Source organism: Brucella sp. H1_1004, from assembly GCF_047308065.1.
In the GTDB taxonomy this organism is placed as follows: Bacteria; Pseudomonadota; Alphaproteobacteria; order Rhizobiales; family Rhizobiaceae; genus Brucella; species Brucella pseudogrignonensis_B.
In genome coordinates, this window is sequence record NZ_JAYKZA010000001.1 from 58134 (window position 1) to 81672 (window position 23539).

Below are 23539 nucleotides of genomic sequence, written 5' to 3' on the forward strand. Positions count from 1 at the left end.
AGCGGGAAATGCCCAAGCCAATCAGACTGTTCGTCAAATATGTTGATGCACTGAACTACTATGTCGGGCGTTTTGCGATGTATTTGTTCTTCGTGCTCGGCGCATGTCTTCTTTATTCGACCTTCTCGCGTGTTGTTTTGGGCGTACCCATCAACTGGGTGTTGGAAATGTCGCAATTCTTGCTTTCGGCCTATTATCTGCTCGGTGGAGCTTATGCCATGCAACAGGGCGCGCATGTGCGCATGGACCTATTCTTTGATCGCCTGAACCCGCGAAAGAAGGCGATCACCGATATGATCACCATTCTCTTCATCATCTTCTATCTCGGCGTGATGGTAATGGGCGGCATTTCATCCACCACTTATGCAATCACTTACAACCAAAAAAACTATACGGCATGGGCACCATTGCTCTGGCCAATTAAGCTCATCATGACGGTGGGCATCTTCCTGCTGCTACTGCAATGCATCTCGAATTTCTTCAAGGACTGGGCATTCTTAAGGGGCAAGCCAATAAAAACAATGGCAGGGCCAGCGATTGAAGAAGGGCATCATTTATGAGCTCAGAATTCATCACCCTTTTCATGTTTGCCACCATGATGGTGTTGCTGATGACCGGGCAGCGCGTCTTTGGCGTCATCGGATTTGTAGGCACAATCGCTGCACTTCTGTTGTGGGGCAAGGGCTCTTTCGAGATGCCCTACAACGCCACTTTCGCGGTACTGAACTGGTATCCGCTGATCACGGTGCCATTCTTTGTGTTCATGGGTTACATGCTTTCGGAGTCCGGCATCGCCAGCAATCTTTATCGCATGTTTCATGTGTGGTTCGGCGGCATTCGTGGCGGACTGGCACTTGGAACCGTCGGCCTGATGGTTATCATTTCCTGCATGAACGGTCTAAGCGTGGCGGGTATGGCCATTGGTGCGACGGTCGCCCTGCCCGAACTTTTGAAGCGTGGCTATAACAAGGTCATGGTCACAGGCGTTATTCAGGCAGGAAGTTCACTCGGTATCCTGATTCCACCCAGCGTAGTTCTCGTGCTTTACGCGATGATCGCACGGCAGCCTGTTCTCCAGCTTTGGCTGGCAGGTATCGGCCCCGGCCTTTTGATGGCAGCCCTCTTTGCGATCTATATCTATATCCGTTGTCGTTTGCAGCCGGAACTCGGACCAACCCTGCCAAAGGAAGAGCTTGAACGCATCACATGGGCAGAGCGTATTTCGGTGCTGAAAGTCGGTCTGCTCCCACTCGTCATTTTTGGCGCGATGATGGGATTGTTTCTGACAGGCGTAACCAGCCTTATTGAAAGTTCAGCCGTTGGTGCACTGTTGGCAACTCTGGCAACTCTTTTGACCGGCCGCATGAATAAAAAGGTGTGGGAAACAACAACACTCAATACGCTGACAGTCACCTGCATGTTCCTATGGATCATTCTCGCAGCACTTTGTTTTTCCTCCGTTTATGATGGCCTCGGTGCTGTCAAGGCGATTGAAAAAATCCTGCTCGGCACCTTTGATCTGTCGCCGTGGTCAATCCTTATTCTCATGCTGTTGTCATTCATCGTTCTGGGGATGTTTCTCGATGACACGGCCATGCTGGTGATCGTGGCACCACTTTATATTCCATTGGTCAAAAGTCTTGGGTTTAACCCGATCTGGTTCGGCGTTCTCTACACCATCACCTGCCAGATCGCCTATATTACACCGCCGTTTGGCTACAATCTCTTCATGATGCGGGCCTTAGCACCCAAAGAAGTGACATTGATGGATATCTATCGTTCAATCGTGCCGTTCTTCTTGCTGATGGTGCTCACCATCATCATCCTGATGATCTTTCCGGAGATCGCGATGTGGCTGCCGAACTGGTACATGGGCCGATAAGAGAGGACCGATGAAAAAGATGACGGAGGAACACGCATAAGAATGGTCAAAAGAGCCGGAAAGCGGCCAGACCAGCATGAGCGCATCCCGAAAAGTGTGAAGCGGTTTTCGGATAAAGATGCGCGATAGAACAAAGGGAACATCAAACAACAATTGGGAGAATGGGCATGAGCGAGAATAACAAGCTTAATAAACGTGACTTTCTCAAAAAAGCGGGGCTGACAACCGTGGGGGCGTTAGGCGCCACCACATTGGCTACACCTTATGTACGGGCACAAAGCCCGATCAAGTGGCGACTGCAGACCTATGCCGGTCCAGCACTCGCAGAACACGTTATCAAGCCGTCAATCGATGCCTTTAATAAGGCTGCAAACGGTGAAATGGTGATCGAACTATATACTGCTGATCAGCTTGTGCCGCAGGGCGAACTATTTCGCGCTGTGCAGTCGGGTACAATTGATGCGGCACAGAGCGATGATGACTCGATGGCATCGCCTGTCGATGTGGCGGTTTTCGGGGCTTATTTCCCGTTTGCATCGCGCTACAGTCTTGATGTGCCGGCACTGTTTAACTGGTACGGCCTCAATGAAATCTGGGAAGAAGCCTATAAGGAAATTCCGGGCGTCACCTGGCTGAGCGCAGGTTCATGGGATCCGTGTAATTTTGTGACCACCAAACCAATCCGCAGCGTTGCCGACCTGCAAGGGTTGCGCGTTTTCACCTTCCCGACCGGCGGACGCTTCCTCACCAAGTTTGGCGTTGTCCCTGTGACATTACCTTGGGAAGACATCGAAGTCGCCATCCAGACCGGCGAACTCGACGGCGTCGCATGGTGCGGCGCAACCGAGGCCTACACGGTCGGCTGGGCAGACATCAACAAATACTACCTTACCAACAACATCAATGGTGCATGGGCTGGCTCCTATTTCGCGAATACCGAAAAATGGGAGGCGGTGCCAGATCACCTCAAGACTCTTTTCAGGCTCGCGATGGATTCCTCGCACTATCATCGCCAGCATTGGTACTGGTGGGGTGAAGCGCATTACCGCACCACCGGCGGCAAACTCGAACTCACCACCATTCCAGAATCCGAATGGAAGCAGATTGAAGACGCAGCGCTTGAGTTCTGGGACGACGTTGCCAAGCAGAGCGAACGCAATGCCAAAGTGGTCGCAATTCTGAAGAAATATCAGGAAACCATGCGCAATGCGGGCGCGCCTTATCGCTACAGCTAACAATTGAGGGCGCCGCGCAACAATGCGCAGCGCCCATGATTTTATCCCGTGAGGAGCGAAGCATTAAATGGCCGAACAGTTAACTTTCGACACTCTGAAAAAAGCCGTCGCAAATGACGAGATTGATACCGTGCTTGCATGTTTTGTGGACATGCAGGGGCGTCTGATTGGCAAACGCTTCTACGGACCATTTTTTGTGGAATCCGGGCATGATGAGACCCATGGCTGCAACTATCTTCTGGCTGACGACATCGATATGGAGCCCGTACCAGGCTATGAGGCCGCAAGTTGGGACAAGGGCTATGGCGACTTCGTCATAAAGCCGGATCTCTCAACTCTGCGTCTGGCGCCATGGTTGGAAAAGACAGCCATCGTGCTCTGTGATGTGCTGGACCACCAAGATCACGAAGATCTGGCGCATTCACCGCGCGGCATCCTCAAGAAGCAGCTCGCACGTCTGAATGAGCGCGGCTATCGCGCCTATTTCGCGTCGGAACTGGAATTCTATCTCTTCGATGAGACATATAAAACAGCACGCGCAAAACGCTGGCAGGATATGGAAACCGCCTCTCCTTATGTGCAGGATTATGTCATCCATCTCACCACCAAGGAAGAGCAGGTTCTGCGCGCCATGCGCAATCATCTGGGTGCCGCAGGCATCCCGGTTGAAAATTCGAAAGGCGAATGGGGACCGGGACAGCAGGAACTCAATGTTCGCTATGCAGAAGCGCTGGAAATGGCTGACCGCCATGTCATCATGAAAAATGCCATGAAGGAAATTGCCGAGGCCCATGGCAAGTGCATCACCTTCATGGCAAAGTATGATTATAGCAGGGCGGGAAGCTCCAGCCATATTCACAACTCCATCTGGAGTGCCGACGGTAAAGAACCGCTGTTCTTCGATCCCAAAGCCCCCAATACGATGACGCCACTCATGCGCTCATGGGTGGCGGGCCAGCTCAAGTACGCTGTTGATTACACCTATTTTCTGGCACCCTATATCAACTCCTATAAACGGTTTCAGGCAGGCACATTTGCGCCAACAAAGATCATGTGGAGCCAGGATAACCGTACTGCCGGTTTCCGGCTGTGCGGCGAAGGCACCAAAGGCATTCGCATAGAATGCCGGATCGGTGGAGCCGATCTCAACCCTTATCTGGCCTTTGCGGCGCTTATTGCAGCAGGGCTTAGAGGTATCGACGAAAATCTGGAACTGGAAGATCCATTTGTGGGGGACGCCTATAGCGCGGTTAAACTCAAGGAAATTCCGTACACGCTGCGCGAAGCGACAGAAGCTCTCAAAAACTCGGCATTCCTCAAAGAAGCGCTCGGTGAAAAAGTGGTCAATCACTATGTCCACACCGCACACTGGGAGCAAATTGAATATGACCGCCGCGTTACAGATTGGGAACTGCATCGCGGCTTTGAACGCTATTAGATTATATGAAGCATAGAGGAATTGCCCAATGAGCGGCACGGCCAGAATTATCTCCCCTATCGATGGCTCGATTTATGCAGAACGCGCCTATGTCAGTGACACCGCGATCCATGCGGCGGTCACGGCGGCACGTCAGGCGCAACCCAGCTGGGCAGCCACGAGCATACCAGAACGCGCACGCTACTGCCGTTTGGCACTCGACGCGCTTGCTGCAATGCAGGACGAGATCATCCCGGAAATCGCATGGCAAATGGGGCGGCCAACGCGCTATGGCGGCGAGAATGGTGGCGTTCAGGAACGCGGCCAATACATGATCGACATCGCCGAAGACGCGCTGGAGCCTTATGTTCCAGCACAGAAAGATGGCTTTCGTCGTTACGTAAAGCATGTTCCGCTCGGCGTTGTCATGGTCATCGCACCCTGGAACTACCCCTATCTCACCGCCGTCAACACGATCATTCCGGCACTGATGGCGGGCAACACGGTTCTTCTTAAACACGCCACACAAACACTGCTGACCGGCGAACGCTTCGCGCAAGCCTTCGAAAAGGCTGGTATTTCAAAAGGCGTCTTCCAGAATATCGTTCTTGATCATACGTCTACGGAAAAGCTGTTGGCGTCTGGCTCAATCGACCATGTCAACTTTACCGGCTCCGTCGGCGGCGGCCGGGCAATCGAGAAGGCTGCAGCAGGTACATTCATGTCGCTGGGGCTTGAGCTTGGCGGAAAAGACCCGGCCTATGTATTGCCCGACGTCAATCTCGACCATGCTGTCGCCAATCTGGTTGATGGTGCCTTTTTCAACTCCGGTCAATGCTGCTGTGGGATCGAACGCATCTATGTGCATGAGGCCATCTATGACCGCTTCGTCGATGGTTTCATCGACCTCACGAAGCAATATGTGGTCGGCAATCCGCTCGATAACGCAACCACGCTGGGACCGATGGCGCAGGCGCGGTTTGCCGATCTCATCCGCGAGCAGAAAGCCGAAGCCTTGCGCAAGGGCGCCAAAGCGCACGTCAATATGAAGATTGAGAGCGACACCGCGGGTTCGCCTTATATTGCGCCGGAAGTGCTTACCCATGTCGACCATCAGATGAGTGTGATGCGTGAAGAAAGCTTTGGCCCCATTGTTGGCATCATGAAAGTGCGCAATGATGAGGAAGCGCTGGCATTGATGAATGACAGCATTTACGGCCTCACCGCTTCATTATGGACAAGCGACACGGATCATGCAGCGAGCCTCGGCGACCGCATCGAAACCGGAACTGTTTTCATGAATCGTTGCGATTATCTCGACCCGGCACTGGTCTGGACGGGAGTGAAAGATACCGGCAAGGGTGCTGCCCTTTCGCCCATTGGTTATGGCAATCTCACGCGGCCAAAATCCTTCCACCTGCGCGAAAAAATCTGATCTCATTTGAATCTCTGGAAAGCAATTGACATGACCACTCTGACTGCCAAATGGAATTTTCCGACCACAGTGCTTTTTGGGCCAGGTCGCATCAAGGAACTGCCTGCTGTTCTCAAAGCAGCCGGTATCGAACGCCCATTATTTGTCACAGATCCCGGCCTCGCAAAACTCCCCGTCATCGCTTCCACTCTCGCTATTCTTGACGGAGCTGGCGTCAAGTATGCGGTCTTTTCCGATGTGAAGCCCAATCCGGTCGAAAGTAATCTTTATGCTGGCGTGCAGGTCTTCAACGATGGCAAGCATGACGGCGTGATTGCTTTTGGCGGGGGCTCGGCGCTTGATCTGGGCAAGCTTATCGCTTTTCAGGCAGGTCAGACCCGCGATGTCTGGGACTTTGAGGACATTGGCGACTGGTGGACCCGCGCCGACAGCAATGCGATTGCACCGGTTATCGCCGTACCGACAACCGCTGGCACCGGCTCGGAAGTTGGCCGCGCAGGCGTGCTGACCAATGAATCCACCCATACCAAGAAAGTCATTTTCCACCCGAAAATGCTGCCTGTAACGGTCATTGCCGATCCAGAACTTTCGACTGGCATGCCCCCCTTCATCACCGTTGGCACTGGCATGGACGCACTCGCACATTGTTTGGAAGCCTATTGCGCACCGGGCTTTCACCCTATGGCTGACGGCATTGCAATTGAAGGCATACGCTTAGTGTTCGAGAACCTGCCAAAGGCTTATGCCAATGGCAATGATATTGAAGCGCGCGCCAATTTGATGGCCGCAGCTTCCATGGGCGCCACAGCCTTCCAAAAAGGACTCGGTGCGATCCACTCCCTCTCCCACCCAATCGGCGCTCTTTACGACACGCATCATGGCATGACCAATGCCGTCTTCATGCCCTATGTGCTTGAGCATAACCGCGCGGCAATCGAAAAGCGCATTGAACGACTTGCCCGTTATCTTGGAATTGAAGGTGGGTTTAACGGCTTTATTGATGCAATTATGAAGCTACGCCGCGACCTTGGTGTTCCAGATACACTACAAGACTTTATCAAGGATCTTGATATGGACGAGGACCGCAAGATATTGGTCGCAGAAATGGCGATTGTCGATCCGACCGCTGGCGGCAACCCGATTGAGCTTACCAAAAAAGGCGCGCTCGATTTACTCGATACAGCCCTAACAGGAAAAATCTAATACTTTCGTATTGGCTACACCTGGACTACAGGCAGCGAAAATCAAGGAAAGCTTAGAGTTTTCCCGGAAAAACCGCTGTATGAGCGTTCATATGGCAGCTGACACAGGTAAATCTTTGCTCGGAATAACTTGATTAAGTAAGTCAACTTTAATATCAGGGGCGCGAAATCGTGCCCCTGAGGATGATTATGATCACTAAGAAATTCGCGCTGCTTCTGTCCGCCTGCGCTATTGCATTCACAGCCCCTGCATTTGCAGAAGTGAAGACCATCACCGATGTCATCGGCCGTGAAGTGAAGGTCGATCTTCCTGCAAAGCGTGTTGTCGTGGGATTCTACTTTGAAGACTACATGGCAGTCGGCGGCGAAAAGGCTTACGACTCAGTCGTCGGCATTTCACGCGAAGCATGGGAAGGCTGGGTTCCTGCAAACTGGAACATCCATGTAACCCATCGCCCTTCACTAAAAGACATCCCTGACGTTGGAGAAGTCGAAGCACAGACCTTCTCTGTCGAGAAGGCACTGAGCCTCAATCCTGATCTCGTCATTCTGGCAGACTGGCAGTATAAAGCACTCGTCCTTGACGCAGATCGCCTTGAAGAAGAAGGGATTCCGGTCGTCGTCATCAATTACAACGCGCAGACCGTTGATCGCCACGTTGCATCTACGCTGGTTCTCGGCGAACTCGCAGGGACCGAAAACCGTGCGAAAGAAATCGCTGATATGTATTCCGGCGCTCTGAAGGATGTTTCAGATCGCGTTGCCAAGGCTGGTAAAAACAAGCCAAAGGTCTATGTCGAATTCGGCAACAAAGACCGGCTGAATATTCTTTCACCTACGGCAAAAACATGTGGGGCGCGATGATCCCTGCGGCTGGCGGCGACAATATCGCAGCACCGTTTGTTGAGTGGTGGGGGTCGAACAATCCGGAACAGGTTCTTGCTTCCATGCGACACATGAATGCGCAAACTATCATTCTCGGTGGTATCACGCTGCTTTTCCTGTTTCAGTCTTTGCTTTCGCTAATCCAATTCCTATCCTCACCTGAACTGTCCCAACAGATCCTGTTCTGGCTGTTCGGTAGTTTGACAAAAGCCACATGGCCGACCCTGATGCTGACGGCAGCAGTCACAGCGGTTTGCTGTGGCTTGTTGATGGCCGATTCATGGAAGCTGGCTGCATTGCGCATGGGTGAAATGCGGGCTGCAAGCCTCGGCATCAATGTGCGTCGCTTGCGAATGAAAATTCTCATCATCGTTGCGCTTATGACCGCCACAGCAACAAGCTTTGTGGGTGTTATTGGATTTATTGGCCTTGTCGCACCACACATCGCGCGCATAACAGTTGGCGAAGACCAGCGCTATTTCCTGCCAATGTCTGTGATATTTGGCGCATTGATGCTGTCCGCGGCCTCTGTACTATCGAAGTCGATCATACCGGGAGCACTCTTTCCGGTGGGGATTGTTACAGCCATTGTTGGCGTGCCTTTCCTGCTTTGGCTCATCTTTGCGCCAAGATCGCGGGGCGTATGATGGAACTGAAAAACATATCCATAAAACGCGGCTCGCAAACGATCATATCCAGTGTTGACACACGGATTGAGGCTGGGAAAATTCACGTCATCATCGGTCCGAACGGCACCGGAAAAACTACACTGCTTCGTGCAATGTTTGGGGATCTGCCTTTGGAAGCAGGACAGATCACATTTAAAGACCGGGCGCTTAGTACAGGTATTCATCGAAGCACACGACTGCGCCAGTGGCGTGATACCATCGCCTATATGCCGCAAGACAGTACGACGGATGCAGCTTTGACTGTGTTGGAAGTCGTGGTTCTTGGACGCTCGACAAGCTATCATTGCACATCGATGATGAAACTCTTCATCATGCGATGACACGGCTTGAAGAAGCAGGGATTGCTCATCTTGCCGACCGCAATGTGACATCGCTCAGTGGCGGCCAACGGCAAATGACCATGTTTGCGCAGGTCCTTATGCGTGAACCAAAAGCCATGCTTCTTGACGAGCCTGTCAGCGCCCTCGATCTCAAACATCAGGTGGGCCTCCTTGATCTGGTCAAGCGCGAGATACAAGCGAACAATTGGGTCACTGTCATTGTTCTGCACGATCTCAATCTAGCCTGCCAATATGCAGACAATCTCCTCGTGCTCTCTCAGGGCCGTCTTCAGGTTTCCGGCGCACCAGCCGATATCGTGACATCCGATCTTATTCTTCAGACCTATGGCGTTGATGCCGAAATCCTGCGTGACCGCGCAGGAAATCCTGTCATTCAACCCGTTGTCAAAAAATTCGAACCAGCAATACAAAATCAGGAAGGACTAGTCCTATGAAGTCGATCATCGCGGCTTTTGCATTGAGCCTCATTGCCACTGTCTCTATGGCAGCAGATCACAAGATCAAAATGCTCAATTATGGACAAGAAGGCGGCATGGTTTTTGAGCCGGGATATGTGAAAGCGGAAGTTGGCGACACAATTACATTTATTCCGGAAAACTCCAGTCACTATGTGCAGTCCTTCGCAGTGCCTGAAGGTGTGAAAGCTTGGAAAAGCAAGCTTGACGAAGAGTTTACAGTCACTGTCGATCAGGAAGGCGTTTATCTTTATTACTGCCCGCCACATCTTATGATGGCCATGATTGGCGTTATTCAGGTTGGCAAACCTGTCAACCTGGACGCAGTCAAAGAAAAGTCCGCCAAGCTTCGCTCAAAGCTCGTCATGAAGGGCGAACGTTTGGATAACTACCTGGGGCAAGTATCCGATTAGACGTAAAAAAAAAGCCTGAACCCATTCCGGCTATTATTTTCTTCACTTCGTATAGAGGTCGCGCGACCGCTCCAAATGATGACGCATCGCGCCTTCCGCGCCATCCGCATCTTTCGCGGCGATTCTATCAAGAATTTCTTCATGCTCGACCAGCGTGAAGTTTTCTTTGCCCGTCCAGATCAGCATATGGGTATGATATTCACGCAGCCATGCGAGCATCGCCTCGCTTAAGCCTACAAAAATCGGATTGCCCGAAATCTTCGCAATACGAATGTGAAAGTCCATATCAGCAGAGATGAAAGCATCAGCCTCACCCAGTGATGCGCGCTGCCGATCAACAATTGCTTTGAGATCAGCCACGTCCTGCGGGGTCGCTTTCAAAGCCGCTTCGCGCGCAATGCCACGCTCAAAGAAAATACGCGCATTCTTGAGATGCTCAAGGGAATCAATCGACTGCGCCAACATGATCTTCGCTGTCGGATCAACCTGCTGAAAGATCGACCTTGCAGTGAGCTTGAGAACTTTCGCCCGCTCGCCGTGTGAAATGCTGACAAGCCCCATCTTGGCAAGCGATTGCATCGCCTCGCGGATTGCGGGACGGCCCACGCCAAAGCGTTCCATCAAGACACGCTCCGATGGCATTTCATCGCCGGGCGTAAGCTCACCCGACGTGATCATGTTTTCAAGCCGGTCGAATACCTCGTCCGACAATTTGCGGCGAATAATCGGTTCCACTGGCTTATTCATGCTATCTCACTGCACATTGTCATTCCCCCCTTATGCCTCCTCAGGCTCCGCAAAGAAAGCTGTTACCCACGATGTCGTGAATGGGCTAACAATTTTCCACTTGCAGATATTGGAATACTCATTATACCAGTTCGCATTCGGAGCCAAGCGCTTCAGTCACATCCTTGAAAGCGAGGAGAAACTTTCGAGTAGGTGTGGAGAATAAATGTCGGAGCATTTCTGACATGGGTGGAACACTAAAGCGCATCCCGAATAATTTTGGAACGGTTTTCGGAAAGATGCGCTTTAAAACAAGCAGCGAGCGACAAAAAATCCGATGAATATCTGTCTGACCTATCGCATTGAGACAACCGGCAGCATCGAACAGATGGCAGCCAAGATCGCCAGCGATCAGTCAACCGGCACTTTTGTCGCCCTTCCCGGCGAGACAGAAGAACTTAAAGCCCGCGTTGCAGCGCGTGTGCTGGAAATTCGTCCGCTTGAAGATGCAACAGTTCCAGCCTGGCCAGAACTTGAACCCGGACACGGCCCAATCAAGCGAGCCGATGTTGACATTTCCTTCCCGCTCGATGCGGTCGGCACTGACCTTGCAGCGCTGATGACCATTGCCGTTGGCGGTGTTTACTCGATCAAGGGCATGACCGGCATCCGCGTCATCGATATGAAGCTGCCGGAAGCCTTCAAAAGCGCGCATCCCGGCCCGCAGTTCGGCATTACCGGGAGCCGTCGTCTGACAGGCGTCGAAAAGCGTCCAATCATCGGCACGATTGTTAAACCAGCGCTAGGTCTTCGTCCGCATGAGACCGCAGAACTCGTTGGCGAACTCATTGAATCGGGCGTTGATTTCATCAAAGACGATGAAAAGCTGATGAGCCCGGCCTATTCGCCGCTTAAAGAGCGCATTGCAGCAATCATGCCGCTTATTCTCAATCACGAGCAGAAGACCGGCAAAAAGGTCATGTATGCCTTCGGTATTTCTCACGCCGATCCTGATGAGATGATGCGCAATCACGACATGGTTCTTGAGGCTGGCGGCAATTGCGCCGTGGTCAACATCAACTCGATCGGCTTTGGCGGCATGAGCTTCCTGCGCAAGCGTTCCGGCCTTGTACTGCATGCGCACCGCAACGGCTGGGATATTCTGACCCGCAATCCGGGAGCTGGCATGGACTTCCGCGTCTATCAGCAGTTCTGGCGTTTGCTTGGCGTCGATCAGTTCCAGATCAACGGCATCCGCGTGAAATATTGGGAGCCGGACGAAAGTTTCGTCAACTCGTTCAAGGCCGTCAGCACGCCGCTGTTTGATCCATCTGATTGCCCGCTTCCCGTCGCCGGTTCCGGCCAGTGGGGCGGACAGGCACCGGAAACCTATGAGCGCACGGGCCGCACCACAGACCTGCTTTATCTCTGCGGCGGCGGCATCGTCAGCCACCCGGGCGGCCCTGCTGCGGGTGTTCGCGCCGTGCAACAGGCATGGGAAGCGGCCGTCGCTGGCATCCCGCTCGAAACTTACGCAACGGACCATCCTGAACTTGCAGCTTCATTGGCCAAATTCGGGAAGGGAGGCGAATAATGTCAAACGTACCTCACGACCTTCTTCTGTCTTACTACGGCGACGATCTCACCGGCTCGACAGACGTTATGGAAGCCATGGCTTCCAACGGCGTCGACACCGTTCTATTCATGAATGTGCCGGATGAAGACCTGCTTGCGCGCTTCTCGCATTGCAAGGCGATTGGCCTGGCAGGCACCAGCCGCAGCGAAACACCGGAATGGATGCAGGAAAATCTTACACCTGCATTCAATTGGCTGAAGAGCCTGAACGCGGCAATTGCGCATTACAAGGTCTGTTCAACATTCGATTCATCACCGAAAGTCGGCAATATCGGCAAAGCGGTTGAAATCGGCAAAGCGATTTTTGATCAGGCCTATGTGCCGGTGATTGTCGGTGCACCGCAGTTGAAGCGTTACACATCTTTCGGCAACTTGTTTGCTGCCTATCAGGGCGAAGTCTACCGCATTGACCGTCACCCGGTCATGAGCCGTCATCCTGTTACGCCGATGCATGAAGCCGATCTGCGCGTGCATCTTGCTCAGCAGACAGCGCTTAAAACCGTGCTTGCTGATCTCGTGGCACTTTCGGCCGCCGATGCAGATGATCGCGTAAATGCGATTGTCAAAGATGCCGACGGCATTTTGCTGCTTGATGTCGATAGCCGCGAAAGCCAGTTGCAAGCAGGTGAACAGCTCTGGCGTCTGCGTCCGGATGCTGGCTGGTTCGTTGCTGGTTCGTCGGGCGTTGAATATGCGCTTCTCGCTGCATGGGCCAAAGCCGGACTGATTGGTGCGAAGAAAGAATTTCCGCTTCCGGGCAAAGCTGACCGCATTGCGGTTGTTTCGGGCAGCGTATCCCCGACGACTGAACGCCAGATCCGTCATGCGACGACTTCCGGCTTTACCGGCATTGACCTTAACCCACTCGATCTGCTTGGCGAAAACGGCAATCAAACAATCGAAACTGCCATCGCTCAGGGTCAGCAGGCACTGAGCCAAGGTAACAGCGTTATCCTGAATACAGCACTTGGCCCATCGGCTGATCGCGGTACGGAAATCGATAAGATTGCAGGCAGCCGTCACAAACTGGCGCGCAGCCTCGGTTTCATCCTACGCAGCCTTGTTGAGCGCGAAAAGCTTACCCGCGCCGTGATAGCCGGCGGCGACACCTCCAGCCACGCCTTGCGCGAACTGCATGTCGATGCGCTGACAACACTCCTTCCATTGCCTCAGACACCGGGTTCCCCGCTCTGCACGGCACATGGCACCTATGCCGCCACCAACGGTCTTCAAGTTGCGCTTAAAGGCGGACAGGTCGGTTCTGACGGATACTTCAGCCAGATTCGTGACGGTCTAACCGCTTAAATCTGGAATACTCATTGACTGGTTATACCAGTTAAGCTACCAAAACTACGGGAAGGAATTACAATCATGACAGCTATTGCTCTGTTCGGCGCCGGTGGCAAGATGGGCTACCGTCTGGCCAAGAACCTCAAGGGTTCGCGCTTTGACGTTCGCCACATTGAAGTCAGCGAAGTCGGTAAAGCACGTCTGAAGGACGATCTCGGCATCGATACAGTCGATGTTGATGCAGGCCTTGAAGGCGCAGAAGTCGTTATTCTGGCTGTTCCAGATACCATCATCGGTAAGGTTGCAGCAGGCATCGTTGACAAGCTGAAGCCAGGCACCATGGTTGTTGCACTCGATGCAGCAGCACCATTTGCCGGTCACCTGCCAGAACGCGCCGACCTGACATACTTCGTCACGCATCCTTGCCATCCGCCAATCTTCAACGATGAAACCGATCCTGCTGCAAAGCGCGATTTCTTCGGCGGTATTGCAGCAAAGCAGCACATCGTTTCGGCGCTAATGCAGGGTCCTGAAGAAGCTTATGCACTCGGCGAAGAAATTGCCAAGGTCATCTGGGCTCCTGTCATGCGCTCGCACCGCGTTACTGTTGAGCAGCTCGCAATTCTCGAGCCAGGTCTTTCGGAAACTGTTTGCGCGTCGCTTCTGGTTGTCATGAAGCAGGCCATGGACGAAACCGTTCGTCGCGGCGTTCCTGAAGAAGCCGCACGCGACTTCCTGCTCGGTCACATGAATGTTCTGGGCGCCGTCATTTTTGGCGAAGTTCAGGGCGTGTTCTCGGATGCATGCAACAAGGCAATCGAATTCGGTATTCCAGCGCTGATGCGCGACGATTGGAAGAACGTGTTCGAGCCAGAAGAGATTGCAGAAAGCATTCGTCGCATCACGTAATATCTATCGGGGAGAGCGCAAGCTCTCCCTTCACTGCCTCTTGGGAAATGGGGCTTTAATTGGGAGGAAAACATGAAGTTTACACGTAGGACAATTGCGCGCGGATTTGCGATCGCAGCTCTTTCGGCCAGCTTGGCAGGCGGAGCGGTCATGCCAGCATGGGCAGCAGACCTTATCGCGATCATCACGCCATCGCATGACAATCCATTCTTTAAAGCTGAAGCCGTCGGCGCTGAAGCAAAAGCCAAGGAACTTGGCTACGAAACACTGATCCTCGTGCATGATGATGATGCCAACAAGCAGTCACAGCTCGTCGATACGGCCATTGGTCGTGGCGCAAAAGCCATCATTCTCGACAATGCCGGTTCGGAAGCCTCTATCGCTGCCGTTCAGAAGGCAAAAGACGCTGGTATTCCATCCTTCCTGATCGACCGTGAAATCAATGCCACCGGCGTTGCAGTGTCGCAGATTGTTTCCAACAACTATCAGGGTGCGCAGCTCGGTGCAGAGGAATTCGTCAAGCTGATGGGCGAAGCTGGCAATTATGTCGAACTGCTCGGCCGCGAAGCTGATCTGAATGCTGGCATCCGCTCCAAGGGCTATCACGATGTGATCGATGATTATCCTGATCTGAAAATGGTTGCGCAACAGTCTGCCAACTGGAGCCAGCCAGAAGCCTTCACCAAGATGCAGAGTATTTTGCAGGCAAACCCGGACATCAAGGGCGTTATCGCTGGTAACGACACCATGGCAATGGGTGCATGGGCAGCGCTGGAAGCTGCTGGCCGCAAAGACGTGATCGTTGTTGGTTTTGACGGTTCGAACGATGTTCGTGACTCGATCAAGGCAGGCGGCATCAAGGCAACCGTCCTTCAACCAGCCTTCGCACAGGCACAGATGGCTGTCGAACAGGCAGACCAGTACATCAAGACCGGCAAAGGCCCTGCTGAAGAAAAGCAGCTGATGGATTGCGTTCTTATCAACGCTGACAATGCAGACAAGCTCGAAACCTTCGCATTGAAGGACTAACTCCCAAGGCTTGCAAAGTCGGGAGCGCAAATTTCAAAGTGAGCGCTCCCGACAGTATTTCTTCTATCGGGGATATTCTCATGTCAGTGCTGAAGTCAGCTTCCATTGTCCTGCTGGCCTGCGGCGTCGCGCTTTCGGGCTGCAAAATCATCAAGACGCCAACAGCAGAAGAAGCCGCAGAAGCACGCGGCGATAACTTCAACCCGGATCGCGCGGTTGCGCAAATCTGGGAAAGCAAAGTCGTTCCTTATTTCGCAGAAAAATCCATATCGCTCGGCGAAGTGATGGATGCTGCAAACACTAATCTCGATGAGGCTGGCGAAAAGTACGGCCATCGCGAGAAGCAAGGCAACGCGCCATGGACCTTCGCAACCAAGCTTGAAGGCACTGTGGTTGGCGCGGAAACCAAATCGCGCGCTGCCTATGTCGATGTCGATAGCAATGGCGACGGCAAGGCTGATGCGCGCGTTCAGATCGGGCCGACAGTGCGGGGCACTGCAATCCGCGACGCCCTCAAAATCGTAAACTTTAACGAGTTCCGCAACCAGATCGAATGGGCGCAATTCGGCAAGTCATTCAACATTCTCGTCAATGACTCCATTCTCACAAAGCTCCCACGTGAAGACCTGATCGGTATGAAAGTGACCGCAACTGGCGCTTTCCCAATGCCATCCAAGGGTCAATTGCCGCTCTTCACCCCTGTTTCTATTTCTCTGGAGAAATGATCCATGGAAGCAGAAGCAAAAAACAAGGACGACATCGTCCTCAGACTTGAGGACGTATCCAAGGTCTATTCGGGCATTGTCGCGGTCAAGCGCGCCAATCTCGAATTGCGCCGTGGCTCGGTCAATGTGCTTGTCGGCGAAAATGGCGCTGGCAAATCGACATTGATGAAGATCATCGCCGGCGTTGAACGTCCAACCATTGGCAAGATCATTCTCGACGGCGAAGAAGTATCCTTCGATAGCCCTGCTGACGCGCAAAAGCGTGGCATTGCGATGATTTTTCAGGAACTGAACCTGTTTTCAAACATGTCGGTTGCAGAAAACATCTTTGCCAAGCGTGAAATTACGCGAGGCCTACGCGGGATTGATCACAAGGCGCAGATCAAAAAGGCCAATGAATATCTCGACCGTCTGGATGCGGGCATTGATGCGCGAACCATGGTTGCAGACTTGCCGATTGGTCAGCAGCAGCTCGTCGAAATTGCCAAAGCCGTTTCACTTGACGCGCGCATTGTGATTATGGATGAGCCAACATCAGCACTTTCAGCGGCTGAAGTGGATATTCTTTTTAAGGTTATCGCAGACCTCAAAAGTCGTGGCGTCGCCATCGTCTATATCTCGCATCGCTTGGAAGAACTGATGCGGATTGGCGATTACATCACAGTGCTTCGTGATGGCCAGATTACCGGCCAAGAAGAAATCAAAAACATCAACACGCAATGGATTGTGCGTTCGATGATTGGCTCTGATGCCAAGGATTTCGCCAAGGCTGTCACGCATAAAATGGGCGGCGAAATGTTCCGCGCCGAAAACATCACCCTGCCTCGCGCCATTGGCGGTCTTGCTGTAGACAATGTATCGCTCAGCGTTCGTGCAGGCGAAGTTCTAGGAATTTACGGCTTGATGGGTGCTGGACGCTCCGAGTTCTTTGAATGCATTATGGGGCAGCACGCGCATTCCACCGGCGAGATTTATATCGACGGTAAAAAGATCACCGAGCGCGACACCACCCGCCGCATTCGTCGCGGGCTGGCGCTGATCCCCGAAGATCGGCAGCGCGAGGGTCTGGTGCAAATCTTGTCGATTGCCAGCAATCTGACATTGGCAAGCCTTGATCGTCTTGCACGCTTTTTTCACATCTCACCCAAGCGTGAAAAGCAGGCCATTCAGGAAGCCATCAAAGATCTGGCAATCAAAGCGCCCAACCCTGATTTTGAGGTCACTTCGATGTCAGGCGGCAACCAGCAAAAGGTGGTTATCGGCAAAGCTCTGATGACCAATCCAAAAGTCCTGCTAATGGATGAGCCATCGCGCGGAATTGATGTCGGCGCAAAAGCCGACGTTTTCCGCACCATGCGCAGACTTGCCGGTGAAGGGCTCGCTATTCTGTTTTCAACCTCTGATCTGGAAGAAGTCATGGCGCTCTCCGATCGCATCGCGGTGCTCAGCAATGGGAAGCTGATTGCCATATTTGACCGCGAAAACGCGACGGAAGCCGACATTATTGCCGCTTCGGCCAAGGGCCACGGACATGTCAACGACCATGACCAACAAACAAGGGAACTCGCGTCATGACAGCCAAAACCACGGCAGCCTCTGACCCAACCTTTTCGAGCGGCTCAGCTTTGCTGACGCTTATGAAACTGCGAACCTTCATCGCACTTTTTGCGGTATTTATTTTCTTCGCATTCGCAGCACCAAACTTTCTTTCGGCAGCGAACCTCATTTTGATGTCGAAACACGTTGCGCTGAATGCATTCCTCGCCATGGGCATGACCTTCGTCATTATCACGGGCGGCATCGACTTGTCGGTTGGTTCCATCGTGGGTCTTTGCGGCATGGTCGCTGGCGGATTGCTTATCTACGGCATCGATCTTGGCATCGGCTATACGATGTATTTCAACGTGATCGAAATCTCGCTGATCACGCTTGCCGTGGGTGTAGCCGTAGGCTTCGTCAACGGGTTGCTCATAACGCGGCTTAATGTTGCGCCGTTTATCGCAACACTCGGAACGCTTTATGTCGCGCGCGGTCTAGCGCTGCTCTCTTCGGACGGCCAAACCTTCCCGAACCTCGTCGGTCGTGAAGACCTCGGCACACAGGGCTTCGGTTTCCTGGGCGCGGGCAGCATTCTCGGTCTGCCGGTCTCAATTTGGATTCTGGTCGTTGTCGCACTCGCAGCAGCGTATATCGCGCGTTACACCCCACTTGGCCGACAGATTTTCGCCGTTGGCGGCAATGAGCGCGCAGCACGTATGTCGGGTATCCGCGTTGATCGCGTCAAGATGTTCGTTTACATGTTTTCGGGCTTCTGCGCGGCGATTGCTGGTCTTATCATTTCATCCGAACTGATGGCTTCGCATCCGGCAACGGGTAATTCTTTTGAACTGAACGCCATTGCGGCAGCCGTCCTCGGCGGCACTTCGATGTCGGGTGGACGCGGCACAATCGGCGGCACGATCATTGGTGCCTTCGTTATCGGTATTCTCTCCGACGGTCTTGTCATGATGGGCGTTTCGTCCTTCTGGCAGATGGTCATCAAGGGGCTTGTCATCATCATTGCCGTGGTGGTCGATCAGGCACAGCGCCGCCTTCAGCAGCGCGTAACACTCATGCAAATGGCAAAAGCAGGATAAAAATGGCAGACTTGAATGGCGCTCTCATCGGGTGTGGTTTCTTCGCAATCAATCAGATGCATGCATGGAATGACGTTTCGGGTGCCAAGATCGTGGCAATCTGTGACCGTGATCCTGAGCGGCTGAAGATTGTCGGCGATCAGTTCGGCATCGAACGCCGCTACACGGATGCAAACGCGCTATTCGCCGATGGCGGTATCGACTTCGTCGATATTGCCACCACGGTATCAAGTCATCGCGCTCTGGTGGAACTTGCTGCCGCTCATAAGGTGCCTGCAATCTGCCAGAAGCCATTTGCCAAAACACTTGATGACGCCAAGGCCATGGTGAAAGTCTGCGATGACGCAGGCATTCCGCTGATGGTACACGAAAACTTCCGCTGGCAAACGCCTATTCAGGCCGTTCGCAAAGCGCTCGACAGCGGCGTCATCGGCACACCATTCTGGGGACGTTTCTCGTTCCGCTCAGGCTTTGATGTATTCTCCGGCCAGCCATATCTGGCAGAAGGTGAACGCTTCATCATTGAGGATCTCGGCATCCACACGCTTGATATTGCGCGCTTTATCCTTGGCGATGTCACAAGCCTCGTCGCACGCACCAAACGCGTTAACCCGAAGATCAAAGGCGAAGATGTAGCGACCATTCTCATGGATCATGAAAATGGTGCGACCTCGATTGTCGACGTGAGCTATGCAACCAAGCTCGAAACCGATCCATTCCCAGAAACGCTGATTGAACTTGATGGAACGGAAGGCTCTATCCGCCTTTATCAGGGCTATCGCCTTGAAGTGATTACGTCCGCTGGCACGACAGTTTCCGACGTTTCGCCGGCGTTGCTTTCATGGGCATCACGCCCATGGCACAATATTCAGGAAAGCGTTTTTGCCATTCAGCAGCATTGGGTGGACAAGCTCGCATCGGGCGAGGAAACCTCGACATCAGGTGCAGACAATCTCAAGACTTTCGCGCTTGTCGAAGCGGCCTATGACAGCGCTGCAAGCGGCAACCGCGTTGATATTACGGCGTTGCTCAAATGAGCAGAGTTGATCCCTTTTTGCTTTATGGCACGCGTGAGGCTGAAACTCCGCCAAAACACCTCAAGGCTGGCTTGCTTTCGGTCGATCTAAGCGAAGGCAATCTTCGCACCATTAAATATGATGGCATCGAAGTTCTGCGCGCTGTCTCCTATCTGGTGCGTGATCGGGATTGGGGAACCTACAACCCTACAATTCACGATCTGAATGTCGAGCAAAATGACCACGGTTTTAGCGTTAGCTATCAGGCACGCTGCGAAGGCCCGGATGCAACGCAACTCACTATCGATGTGCGTATTGAGGCTGATAGCAATGGCACACTGACTTTTGACGCCGAGGCCAACACCGCAACCGGTTTTGAAACAAACCGCTGTGGTTTCTGCATTCTGCATCCGATTGTTGGCGTTTCCGGTTCACCTGTCACTGTTGAACATATTGATGGCAAGCGCATCAAAACCCATTTGCCTGATCTGATTGAGCCATGGCAGCCGTTTAAGGACATGCGCGCAATTACCCACGAAGCAATGCCCGGTGTTTTCGCCGAGTGCCGCATGGAGGGCGATACATTCGAGATGGAAGACCAGCGCAACTGGTCTGATGCGTCTTACAAAACCTATGTGCGTCCGCTGGCCCTGCCATGGCCTTACCAGATAGAAGCATCGCAACCTTTGCATCAGCGCATTGTGCTCAACATTCGCGACAGCAGGAAGAATGCTCCGCGCACAGCAGATAGCATTGAACCCGTGCGCATTACGCTCGGTGACGCAAGCGGTACAATGCCCAATATTGGCATTATCATTACGCCGGAAGAAGCCAAAGCAAGCCTCACCGCAACTGATCTGTTGCAGGAGATTGGTCCGCAGGATCTGTTATTTCATTACGATCCGCTGGCGGGTCATGATGGCTTAGCATTTGCCGATTTTGCAGCACTTACAAAGCATCACAAAGGTCGCGTTTCACTCGAAATTGCATTGCCTTGCGAGCAATCGCTCATTGATGAGACGAAGGCCATCGCCTCCGACATGAAAGCTGCTGGTTTTACACCGGATGCAATCATGATTTCACCGGCAATCGACAGACAATCAACACCGCCGGGGAGCGAATGGCCGCGCTGCCCGCCGCTTGAAGATGTCTATGCAGCAGCAAGAGTAGCCTTCCCGAACGTGCAACTCGGCGGCGGGATGCTGAGCTATTTCACCGAGCTCAATCGCAAACGCGTTCCCGGTGATCTCATTAATTTCGTCAGCCACTGTACCAATCCGATTGTTCATGCCGCCGACGACCTTAGCGTCATGCAGACGCTTGAAGCATTGCCGTTCATCACGCGTTCGGTGCGTGCGATTTATGGCGACAAGCCCTATCGCATCGGACCATCGACCATCCCCATGCGCCAGAACCCTTATGGCAGTCGCACGATGGAAAACCCGAATGGCAAGCGTATTGCAATGGCCAATCGCGATCCGCGCCATAACGGAAAATTCGCGGAAAGCTTCGCTTTTGCCTATGCGATTTCGGTTCTCGATGCTGGTCTCGACAGCCTCACACTTTCAGCACTTACCGGTCCATTCGGTCTTATTGCCGGTGAAGGCGAGCCGACGGCTGCGGGTCATAAGCGGTCATTGTTTAACACCGTGAAAGTGCTGGCTGATTTGGCGGGTAAAAACTGGAAACAATGCCAGTCCTCGCGCCCATCGGACGTTCTGGCAATGGCCGTGGAAGACCAAACCATCTGGCTGGTTAACATCACCCCGCGTGAACAGACTGTGACTGTTCCAAACGGCGAGACGATTTACTTGTCACCCTATGACGTTCGATCAATAAATATCTAAAAAAAACCGGGCGATGGCCCGGTTTTTTTAAATTCTAAATCAGCGACGTTTCGCGGGCTGCTCGCCTAGCGTCATGCCGTGGCGTTTTGAAAGCTCAGCAATAACAAGCTCCAGCTCCTGCGCCTTGCGCGTAGCATCCCAGCCAAACTCAACGCTGAGAATATCAGCAATTGCGGCCAAATTAGCATTCGACAACGCACCGTCAATTGCCAGTGTCGTGCGTCGCAGGACCACGTCCGAGAGATGCACAACCAGCTCATTACGCGCAATCCACGCAATTTCTGCACGGCTGATGCTGTCTGTATCAGGCAGAAGTGTAACGCCAACCTTTGCCTCATCCTGAATGATCGGCAAAGCGGTGGTGCCATAACGCTGCAAAAGTGTCTCGACACGTTCGACTGCAAGCCCGGTTTCCTTGGCGTGTTTCGCCACCCATGCGGCGCGTGCCCGGTCATCAGCCGGGTAATCCTTGCCGCCGCCGATGGTTAGATTACGGGTTGTTTTCACACGCTCGCGACCAAGGCGCTTGAGTACCGTATCTGCCACTTCTTCCGCGAAACCACGAAAGGTCGTCCACTTCCCGCCAACCAGCGAAATGATTGGGAACGGGCGCCATGCATCCGGCTCGATCACCGGTGCAGAATGATCTCGGCTGATCAGCCCCGGTTCAGACGCATTCGATGCCGGTAGCGGACGAATACCGCTATAGGTATAAACGATCTGGCTGCGATCGAATTTCAGCTTCGGCAGCAGCGAACGCAGGCTCTCGATGAAATAATCGATTTCCTTGTCTTCGGCGAAGACCTCATCAGGATTGTTCGCCGGAATATCCGTCGAACCAACCAGCGCAAGACCATGATAATCATAGACAAGGCAAATACGACCATCATCGGCCTCGAAATAGATCATCCGGCCTTTAAGGCCTTCAACCAGTTCAGGATGATCGATCAAAATATGCGACCCCTTGGTGCCACCAATCATCTTGGTTTCTTTACCAAGCGCCGCATTGACATGATCAATCCACGGACCAGCCGCATTGATAACGATCTTCGGCTTAACGGTGAAAGTTGAGCCGTCTGGTCCTTTAAAGCGCACGGCACCATCGCTGGCCGCAACAATCGACGTGAAATTGGCTGCCGCACTATTGGGATTGGCTTTCAGGCCATCGCTAACAAGTTCATAAACCAGACGTTCTGGCTTGCTGACCCACGCGTCATAATAGATGCCACCACCCACAATAGACGGCGTCATGTATGGCATTTCCTTCAAGGCTTTCTTCTTGAAGAGAAAATTGTGCTTTGGCATGACGCGCTCACGTGCGCCAAAATAATCGTAAAGACCAAGACCAATCTTGATCAGCACAGCCCCACGACTGCGCGGGGCAGTCGTTGAACCAAACAGTGTCCGAAGGGCTGCAGTAATACCCTTTGTCCATGAGAAAACCGGAATAAAAGTCGGTAGCGGGCGAACATTATGCGGCGCGTTTTTCAGCAGGATATTACGCTCAACGGTTGATTGCGCCACAAGACCAAATTCACCAGTTTCGAGATATTTGAGACCTCCATGAATAAGACGTGACGGGGCAGCACTGGTGCCGGAGCCAAAATCGCCCTTATCAACGATGAAACAGCTCACGCCCTGTTCACTCAGATCACGATAAAGGCCCGCACCATTGATGCCAGCCCCCAGAATGAGCACATCAACGCCATTCGCTTCGAGCTTGCTTATGCGGGTTTTCATTTCGGCACTGCTTACGAAATCGTTCATTTCAC

20 protein-coding genes and 1 pseudogene are annotated in these 23539 nt (G+C 52.9%); 19 read left to right on the plus strand and 2 right to left on the minus strand.

All coding sequences use genetic code 11. The annotated features are described in order from the left end of the window. Window positions 1–8 precede the first annotated feature (8 nt). From U2P60_RS00335 to U2P60_RS00380, 10 genes and pseudogenes are all read left to right on the plus strand, one after another. Window positions 9–560, plus strand: a complete 552-nt coding sequence (locus tag U2P60_RS00335) for a TRAP transporter small permease subunit (RefSeq protein ID WP_413570765.1) — start codon at window positions 9–11, stop codon at window positions 558–560. Then, window positions 557–1882 carry a TRAP transporter large permease gene (locus tag U2P60_RS00340; protein WP_413570766.1) on the plus strand — a complete coding sequence of 442 codons (1326 nt, stop codon included), beginning with the start codon at window positions 557–559 and terminating at the stop codon, window positions 1880–1882. Before U2P60_RS00335 ends, U2P60_RS00340 begins: the two co-directional genes overlap by 4 nt. A 167-nt stretch (window positions 1883–2049) precedes the next feature. Continuing rightward, window positions 2050–3117 carry a TRAP transporter substrate-binding protein gene (locus tag U2P60_RS00345; RefSeq protein WP_064321515.1) on the plus strand — a complete coding sequence of 356 codons (1068 nt, stop codon included), beginning with the start codon at window positions 2050–2052 and terminating at the stop codon, window positions 3115–3117. Window positions 3118–3184: 67 nt separating this feature from the next. Further along, window positions 3185–4555: a glutamine synthetase family protein gene (locus U2P60_RS00350; protein ID WP_313828721.1), complete on the plus strand. Its 1371-nt coding sequence runs from the start codon at window positions 3185–3187 to the stop codon at window positions 4553–4555. Between the two features lie 28 nt (window positions 4556–4583). Then, a complete protein-coding gene (locus U2P60_RS00355; RefSeq protein WP_413570767.1) occupies window positions 4584–5969 on the plus strand; it encodes an aldehyde dehydrogenase family protein in 1386 nt (461 codons plus the stop codon). 30 nt (window positions 5970–5999) lie between these two features. Further along, window positions 6000–7172 carry an iron-containing alcohol dehydrogenase gene (locus tag U2P60_RS00360; RefSeq protein ID WP_413570768.1) on the plus strand — a complete coding sequence of 391 codons (1173 nt, stop codon included), beginning with the start codon at window positions 6000–6002 and terminating at the stop codon, window positions 7170–7172. 188 nt (window positions 7173–7360) lie between these two features. After that, window positions 7361–8703 (plus strand): annotated as a pseudogene (locus U2P60_RS00365) (iron chelate uptake ABC transporter family permease subunit). Beyond that, window positions 8703–9065, plus strand: a complete 363-nt coding sequence (locus tag U2P60_RS00370) for an ATP-binding cassette domain-containing protein (protein WP_413570769.1) — start codon at window positions 8703–8705, stop codon at window positions 9063–9065. Before U2P60_RS00365 ends, U2P60_RS00370 begins: the two are co-directional and overlap by 1 nt. Continuing rightward, on the plus strand, window positions 9029–9520 hold the full coding sequence (locus U2P60_RS00375) for an ABC transporter ATP-binding protein (protein WP_413570770.1): 492 nt from the start codon (window positions 9029–9031) through the stop codon (window positions 9518–9520). Before U2P60_RS00370 ends, U2P60_RS00375 begins: the two co-directional genes overlap by 37 nt. Then, complete coding sequence (locus U2P60_RS00380; protein ID WP_413570771.1) at window positions 9517–9954, plus strand: pseudoazurin; 438 nt, start codon at window positions 9517–9519, stop codon at window positions 9952–9954. Before U2P60_RS00375 ends, U2P60_RS00380 begins: the two co-directional genes overlap by 4 nt. Before the next feature lie 42 nt (window positions 9955–9996). On the opposite strand, the gene U2P60_RS00385 is transcribed toward U2P60_RS00380, so the two are convergent. After that, complete coding sequence (locus U2P60_RS00385; RefSeq protein WP_413570772.1) at window positions 9997–10701, minus strand: transcriptional regulator NanR; 705 nt, start codon at window positions 10699–10701, stop codon at window positions 9997–9999. 316 nt (window positions 10702–11017) lie between these two features. Between U2P60_RS00385 and oiaX the strand changes: the two genes are divergently transcribed. From oiaX to U2P60_RS00430, 9 genes are all read left to right on the plus strand, one after another. Next, window positions 11018–12274, plus strand: a complete 1257-nt coding sequence (gene oiaX, locus U2P60_RS00390; protein ID WP_413570773.1) for a 3-oxo-isoapionate-4-phosphate decarboxylase OiaX — start codon at window positions 11018–11020, stop codon at window positions 12272–12274. Next, window positions 12274–13620: a four-carbon acid sugar kinase family protein gene (locus U2P60_RS00395; protein WP_413570774.1), complete on the plus strand. Its 1347-nt coding sequence runs from the start codon at window positions 12274–12276 to the stop codon at window positions 13618–13620. Before oiaX ends, U2P60_RS00395 begins: the two co-directional genes overlap by 1 nt. A gap of 66 nt (window positions 13621–13686) precedes the next feature. Further along, window positions 13687–14514 carry a phosphogluconate dehydrogenase C-terminal domain-containing protein gene (locus U2P60_RS00400; protein ID WP_413570775.1) on the plus strand — a complete coding sequence of 276 codons (828 nt, stop codon included), beginning with the start codon at window positions 13687–13689 and terminating at the stop codon, window positions 14512–14514. Between the two features lie 72 nt (window positions 14515–14586). Continuing rightward, window positions 14587–15543 carry a D-ribose ABC transporter substrate-binding protein gene (locus tag U2P60_RS00405; protein ID WP_310011242.1) on the plus strand — a complete coding sequence of 319 codons (957 nt, stop codon included), beginning with the start codon at window positions 14587–14589 and terminating at the stop codon, window positions 15541–15543. Between the two features lie 80 nt (window positions 15544–15623). Further along, a complete protein-coding gene (locus tag U2P60_RS00410; protein ID WP_413570776.1) occupies window positions 15624–16268 on the plus strand; it encodes a DUF2291 family protein in 645 nt (214 codons plus the stop codon). A 3-nt stretch (window positions 16269–16271) separates the two neighbouring features. Further along, entirely contained in the window at window positions 16272–17843 is a 1572-nt protein-coding gene (locus U2P60_RS00415; protein ID WP_413570777.1) for a sugar ABC transporter ATP-binding protein, read from the plus strand. Further along, window positions 17840–18904, plus strand: a complete 1065-nt coding sequence (locus tag U2P60_RS00420) for an ABC transporter permease (RefSeq protein ID WP_413570778.1) — start codon at window positions 17840–17842, stop codon at window positions 18902–18904. Before U2P60_RS00415 ends, U2P60_RS00420 begins: the two co-directional genes overlap by 4 nt. 2 nt (window positions 18905–18906) lie before the next feature. Next, complete coding sequence (locus tag U2P60_RS00425) at window positions 18907–19941, plus strand: Gfo/Idh/MocA family protein (protein ID WP_413570779.1); 1035 nt, start codon at window positions 18907–18909, stop codon at window positions 19939–19941. Further along, window positions 19938–21767 carry a hypothetical protein gene (locus tag U2P60_RS00430; protein ID WP_413570780.1) on the plus strand — a complete coding sequence of 610 codons (1830 nt, stop codon included), beginning with the start codon at window positions 19938–19940 and terminating at the stop codon, window positions 21765–21767. The genes U2P60_RS00425 and U2P60_RS00430 overlap by 4 nt, the downstream gene beginning before the upstream one ends. 39 nt (window positions 21768–21806) lie before the next feature. On the opposite strand, the gene U2P60_RS00435 is transcribed toward U2P60_RS00430, so the two are convergent. Beyond that, window positions 21807–23534, minus strand: coding sequence for a glycerol-3-phosphate dehydrogenase/oxidase (locus U2P60_RS00435; protein ID WP_413570781.1), 1728 nt, complete (start codon window positions 23532–23534; stop codon window positions 21807–21809). Window positions 23535–23539: the final 5 nt, after the last annotated feature.